Origin of the sequence: Flavobacterium sp. (assembly GCF_028712645.1) — a bacterium.
Taxonomy (GTDB): Bacteria; Bacteroidota; Bacteroidia; order Flavobacteriales; family Flavobacteriaceae; genus Flavobacterium.
Window position 1 is genome coordinate 1 of the sequence record NZ_JAQTPQ010000229.1, and the last position, 5773, is coordinate 5773.

Consider the following 5773-nt stretch of genomic DNA (forward strand, 5'->3'; position numbering starts at 1 on the left):
TATGCATACCAAATTGGCACCGACACCATAATTTACAGAGCTAATGATGATGGAGAACCAAGTAACACAGCAGGAACTCCTATTTATGGTCAAATTCAGTCCTTTGGAGTTACCTATGTTTTACTAGTCGTCGTTCGGATTTTTGGAGGTACAAAATTAGGAGTTGGAGGATTGATTTCGGCTTATAAAACCGCTGCCCAAATGACACTTGAAGCTTCAGAAATAGTTGAAAAAACTATCGATGTTCATTATCTTTTATCATTCGATTACAAAAACATCAATAAAGTGATGCGAGTTATCAAGGAGAAAAACATTGTAATTGTTATGCAAAAAATGGAGATGAGTTGCGAAATTGAAATTGTCATTCGAAAAAAAAATGCTGAAATGATTTTCGACATTTTTAATTCAATGTTTGAAATTGAAATAAAACCAATTCAATAAATTACTCCTATTAGCATTTTTACAAAAAAAAGGTGTCTTTATTCAACTTTATCCAAAATATCTAAAATATATTGTGGAGGCACTACAGGTCTTCCTGTTTTCATATCTACAAACACTAAAATTGAACTACCCGTTGTTAACAACTCTCCTTCTTCATTATACAACTCATAGTCAAATTCAATCTTAACAGAGGTCTTATTTTTCAGTATAGTCTTTAATGTTAAAAGCTCATCATAACGAGCGGGTTTCTTATAATTTAAGGTCAAGGAAACCACAGGAAGCATAATTCCATTTTCTTCCATCCATTTATAAGAAATCCCTTTGTTTCTAAGCCATTCCACCCTTCCAACTTCAAAATACTGAGCATAATTACCGTGATAAACGACCCTCATTTGGTCTGTTTCTGAATAGCGAACACGAATTTGAGTTTGATGATGATTCATTAATTATTGTTTATAAAGTTTTAATTTAAATAAGCTACATACAACAATATTTTATAAAATTTGTATGCATTTAATTTTTTTTTAGACAAATTTATTCACATATTTGTTATCCCGAAAAAAAACAATATTACAATCTTTTTTTTTATTAGATAACATTACAAAACCAAAATAATTTAACCAAATTTATGAATAAGACTGCTCAATCAGTATGGGAAAACTGTTTGTCTTTTATAAAAGACAACATTCAAGATCAAGCCTACAAAACTTGGTTTGAACCAATCAAATCAGTTGAACTTACCGATAACGCATTATATATTCAAGTTCCTAGTAAATTTTTCTACGAATGGTTGGAAGAACACTACGTTAAATTATTGAAAGTAGCATTAACCAAAGAACTCGGTAAAAATGCAAAGTTACTCTATAAAATCAAAATGGAAAACACTTATGGCAACAAACAACCGTTTATAGAACAATTGCCAAGTGCTAATCGAGTGCCAATGAAACCACAAGATGTCGATGCGCCTTTTAAAAACCTAAATCCGGAATTAAAAAATCCTTTTGTAATTCCTGGTATTCGAAATTTAAAAATCGAATCACAATTGAACGCAAATTATAGTTTTGACAATTTTCTTGAAGGTGATTCTAATAGATTAGCTCGTTCAGCAGGTATGGCTGTTGCTAATAAACCGGGAGGAACATCCTTTAACCCATTATTAATTTTTGGTGGGGTTGGTTTAGGCAAAACCCATTTAGCTCACGCCATTGGAGTTGAGATCAAAGATAAATATCCCGAAAAAACGGTTTTATATATTTCAGCAGAAATTTTTACACAACAATATATAGATTCTGTTAAGAAAAATAATAGAAATGATTTCATTCATTTTTACCAACTTATCGATGTATTAATAATAGATGACGTTCAATTCCTTTCAGGAAAATCAGGAACTCAGGATGTATTTTTCCATATTTTCAACTATTTGCATCAAAACGGAAAACAGGTAATCTTGACTTCTGACAAGGCGCCAGTTGATATGCAAGATATTGAACAAAGATTGTTGTCTCGTTTCAAATGGGGATTATCTGCAGAATTGCATCAACCTGATTACGAAACCAGAATTTCTATCCTAAAAAACATTTTATATCGTGATGGAGTAGAAATTCCTGATGAGATTATTGAATATGTTGCCCGAAACATCAAATCGAATGTTCGTGAACTCGAAGGAGCAATTATTTCCTTGATTGCCCAATCTTCTTTCAATAAAAAAGAAATCAATCTGGAACTTGCAAAAAGTGTAGTCGAAAAATTTGTTAAAAATGTAAAAAGAGAAATTTCTATCGATTACATTCAAAAAATTGTTTCTGATTATTTTCAATTGGACTTGGAAACACTTCAATCAAAAACCAGAAAAAGACATATCGTTCAAGCGAGACAATTGGCTATGTTTTTTGCTAAGAAATTCACCAAAGCTTCACTAGCAAATATTGGTTCCCAAATAGGCGACCGTGATCACGCTACAGTTTTACACGCTTGTAAAACAGTTGATAATTTAGTTGCTACCGACAAACAATTCAAGAAATTTGTCGAAGATATCAATAAAAAATTAACGTTATAAACGTATTATGCCCGTAAAGATTTTGATGGTTTGTTTAGGCAATATTTGTCGGTCACCATTAGCCGAAGGAATATTGGCATCAAAACTTCCAAAAAACAAATTCAAGGTAGATTCAGCCGGAACTGGTTCTTGGCATATTGGTCATCAACCCGATGAGCGTTCCATTGCTGTTGCAAAAAAAAACAAATTAGATATTTCACGTCAAAAAGGAAGACAATTCACCACAAGTGATTTTGACACCTTTGATTACATCTATGTAATGGATAATTCTAATTATTGGGATGTAGTGCAACTTGCCGACAATCAAAAACAAACCGAAAAAGTGCAACTCATATTGAATGAATTATTTCCCAATGAAAATGTAGATGTTCCCGATCCTTATTTTGGTTTGCCAAACGGATTTGAATCTGTTTACAAAATGCTCGATGAAGCTTGTGACATAATTGCAAAAAAACTCATTGAAAAGCATTCAGTTTAGCCTTTCAATAACAATACGATAAATGAAATTAACTACTTTACCAGGAAAACTATATTTAATTCCAACAACTTTAGGAGAAGGTGACCCTATGGATGTTTTGCCACAAACCATAAAAAGAACCATTGATTTCATTGATGATTATATTGTTGAGAATGAAAAAACAGCTCGGAAATTCATAAAAAGTATTAATCCCGAAAAAGTGCAAGCCACACTAAGATTGAGTTCTTTAAATAAACACACTCAAGTTTCTGAACATTCTCAAATGATAAAACCTTGTTTAGAAGGTAAAAATGTTGGATTAATGAGCGAAGCAGGCTGCCCCGGAGTTGCTGATCCTGGAGCAGTAATTGTAAAATTAGCACACGAAAAAGGAATTCAAGTAGTACCGTTAGTTGGTCCATCTTCAATTTTATTGGCAATTATGGCTTCTGGAATGAATGGTCAGAGTTTTGCGTTTAATGGATACATTCCTATCGATAAGTCTGAAAAAAGAACTGTAATTAAAAATTTGGAAAAATTATCCCAAGACAAAAACCAATCCCAAATTTTCATCGAGACTCCTTTCAGAAACAACAAAATGCTCGAAGACATTTTGCAAGCATTGAATCCTGCAACTTATCTTTGCATTGCTTCGGACATCACTTTACCAACTGAATACATCAAAACAATGAGAGCTTCAGAATGGAAAAAAATTAAGGTTGATTTACACAATCGCCCCACTATTTTTATCATTCATAAAATGTAAACATAAAAAAACCACGCTAAAAGCGTGGTTTTATATTTTATAAGGACTTATATTATTGTACTGTCGCATTACTGTCAGCAACAATTCCAGAAGTTTCATAACCCCCAAAATCTCTCATATAACTTCGTATTGAAGTTCCATAAGCATCTTTGATATAGCGATTTCCATTGTTCTTAAAAAATCTTTTCACCGAACCAGCTCCGCCTAAATGAGCCGCAGCTAAAATTCCAGACTCAGTAATGACAATCCCATTCATAATTGTACCATCATATCTTTCGATTTCGTCTCTTAGCTCCCATTTGTTCTTAGCTAAAAGTGCAACAAATGCTTTTTCCTGCATTTTTGGACTATTCAAAAACAAAGCACTATTGTGAACTCCAACAGTTTTTAGGGTTTGCAAACCAAATTGGTATTTACCCATATAACCCAAAGAATTAATTTTTTTGTATTTTCCCTCAGATTCTCTGAAAGCAATTGCTTCTTTAAAACCAATAAAGAACTTACCTGTAAAAGGAACGCTCAAATCAGCATAATCATTTTGTTTTTGAGATGGAAATAAGTAGTGGGTTCCATCATTTTCGTTAGTAAGAAACCATTGGTTGGAATCTAAATCAAAGGGTTTAAAACCTGTGCTTAAAAAAGCAATAATAATAGTCAAACTTGTATAAAAAGACCACTTCTTTATCATAAATTGTTTTTCTTCAAACGCTGTCCCGTATTGAAATTTCTACGGTGCAAAGATACAATAAAAATCACAAACCTGACAATCAAGCTATTAATCTGGCCTAAAAATACAATGCGTGATATTTGAATCGGCTGTGAGTCGAGTACTCAATCGTTGGAGCTGGAATTTTCACTGTATTAAAAATCGTGAAAATAGTCTTCAAAAAATGGGATTTTGTGTCAATTTTTGTTAAATCAACGTCGAAACTCAGGTAAAATTGTCTGTATTTTTCTGGATTTGGAGCTGAAATAAGCAAATTTTGCTCTCCATTTCCAGTAATCATTCCTTCTGCCCCATAACCCAATGCAAGATTGAGCCATTTTGGTATTTTAGAATCTTTAGAAAACGAATGCAAATTGGCTGAAAACCAATAAGTTTGTCCGTTGTAATCTTTTAAAATTTGTTCGGTAATTGTTTTTCCCAAAACATCAGGTCGATAATTTGAATATTGGGTTGTATGAAAAGAAAATTTAGGCTTGATGCGTTGTTCTTTCCAAATTAATTCTTGAGAAACATACAAAGCTGTTCCGGTTGCATTAGCAGCAACATCGCCCATTGATGCTCCCCATTCGGCAGAATATCCATCCATAAATTCAACGGCTGTCAAAAATACAAATCCTAAACTAGCTCCATAAATTAACTGTTTCTGTTTACTAGCTCCACTCCACTGCAACATTTCTGAACCAAATCTACCAATATGATAAGACGAGAAAAGATGCCCCATTTTATCCATTTGCATCCACTCCGAATTATCATTTATAAAATGAAAACTAGACCTAGGATAATCAGCGTACCAAAGTTGGTTCAAGCCAATCAAAGCTCCTGAAGTCAATACTGCTTCGGAAATAAATACAGTATTTTTCCTTTTATTGTTTAAAGAATCAGAAGGTTTTAAGAAATTACCAAATGAACGTTGAGCAAAATTAGTTTGGCAAACAACCAAAAAAAGTAAAAAGAAATGTTTTTTAAATTTCAAAATTATCTTGTTACACCTTGACTGTTAATCCAATCTGAATATTTCTTAGCATTTTTATTATGCTCTGCCAAAGTAGCGGCAAATTCGTGGTATCCAAAACGATCCACACTAGCGCAAAAATAAATAAAGTTGTTTTTTTCGGGATTTAAAACCGCTTCCAATGCTGTAATATCAGGCATTGCAATTGGTCCCGGAGGGAGACCTAAGTTAACATAAGTATTGTAAGTAGACGTCATTGTCAAATCGTTATAAAACACCCTTTTAATGACTTGATTGAAATCATTTGCTTTCTTCTTGATAGCAAAAATCACCGTGGGATCAGCCTGGAGTGGCATTCCTTGTCTCAAGCGATT

At 33.0% G+C, this 5773-nt stretch carries 8 protein-coding genes; 4 read left to right on the top strand and 4 right to left on the bottom strand.

Annotation, left to right across the window (positions count from 1 at the left end):
* Window positions 1-441: YigZ family protein (locus tag PHC28_RS14790; RefSeq protein WP_300102295.1), on the top strand; the 441-nt coding region annotated here is incomplete at its 5' end.
* A 38-nt stretch (window positions 442-479) separates the two neighbouring features.
* Here the strand turns inward: PHC28_RS14790 and PHC28_RS14795 are convergent.
* A complete protein-coding gene (locus tag PHC28_RS14795; RefSeq protein WP_300102298.1) occupies window positions 480-884 on the bottom strand; it encodes a thioesterase family protein in 405 nt (134 codons plus the stop codon).
* A gap of 185 nt (window positions 885-1069) precedes the next feature.
* Between PHC28_RS14795 and dnaA the strand changes: the two genes are divergently transcribed.
* Genes dnaA through PHC28_RS14810 form a run of 3 tightly spaced genes read left to right on the top strand, consistent with a single transcriptional unit; the run spans window position 1070 to window position 3720 of the window.
* Window positions 1070-2497 carry a chromosomal replication initiator protein DnaA gene (dnaA, locus tag PHC28_RS14800; RefSeq protein WP_300102301.1) on the top strand — a complete coding sequence of 476 codons (1428 nt, stop codon included), beginning with the start codon at window positions 1070-1072 and terminating at the stop codon, window positions 2495-2497.
* A 7-nt stretch (window positions 2498-2504) separates the two neighbouring features.
* Window positions 2505-2975 carry a low molecular weight protein-tyrosine-phosphatase gene (locus tag PHC28_RS14805; RefSeq protein ID WP_300102304.1) on the top strand — a complete coding sequence of 157 codons (471 nt, stop codon included), beginning with the start codon at window positions 2505-2507 and terminating at the stop codon, window positions 2973-2975.
* A gap of 22 nt (window positions 2976-2997) precedes the next feature.
* Window positions 2998-3720 (top strand): SAM-dependent methyltransferase, encoded by a 723-nt coding sequence (locus tag PHC28_RS14810; RefSeq protein WP_300102307.1) that lies wholly within the window; start codon window positions 2998-3000, stop codon window positions 3718-3720.
* Window positions 3721-3772: 52 nt separating this feature from the next.
* Here the strand turns inward: PHC28_RS14810 and PHC28_RS14815 are convergent, their stop codons facing one another.
* The 3 genes from PHC28_RS14815 to mltG form a co-directional block, all read right to left on the bottom strand.
* Complete coding sequence (locus tag PHC28_RS14815; RefSeq protein WP_300102310.1) at window positions 3773-4408, bottom strand: peptidoglycan-binding protein LysM; 636 nt, start codon at window positions 4406-4408, stop codon at window positions 3773-3775.
* Between the two features lie 97 nt (window positions 4409-4505).
* On the bottom strand, window positions 4506-5420 hold the full coding sequence (locus PHC28_RS14820) for a DUF2279 domain-containing protein (RefSeq protein WP_300102313.1): 915 nt from the start codon (window positions 5418-5420) through the stop codon (window positions 4506-4508).
* Window positions 5421-5422: 2 nt separating this feature from the next.
* The coding region (mltG, locus tag PHC28_RS14825) for an endolytic transglycosylase MltG (protein ID WP_300102316.1) at window positions 5423-5773 on the bottom strand (351 nt) is incomplete at its 5' end.

Bases quoted from the DNA above. Each gene is read 5' to 3' on its own strand.
- PHC28_RS14795 (WP_300102298.1), bottom strand. From the start codon at position 884: ATGAATCATCATCAAACTCAAATTCGTGTTCGCTATTCAGAAACAGAC.
- dnaA (WP_300102301.1), top strand. From the start codon at position 1,070: ATGAATAAGACTGCTCAATCAGTATGGGAAAACTGTTTGTCTTTTATA.
- PHC28_RS14805 (WP_300102304.1), top strand. From the start codon at position 2,505: ATGCCCGTAAAGATTTTGATGGTTTGTTTAGGCAATATTTGTCGGTCA.
- PHC28_RS14810 (WP_300102307.1), top strand. From the start codon at position 2,998: ATGAAATTAACTACTTTACCAGGAAAACTATATTTAATTCCAACAACT.
- PHC28_RS14815 (WP_300102310.1), bottom strand. From the start codon at position 4,408: ATGATAAAGAAGTGGTCTTTTTATACAAGTTTGACTATTATTATTGCT.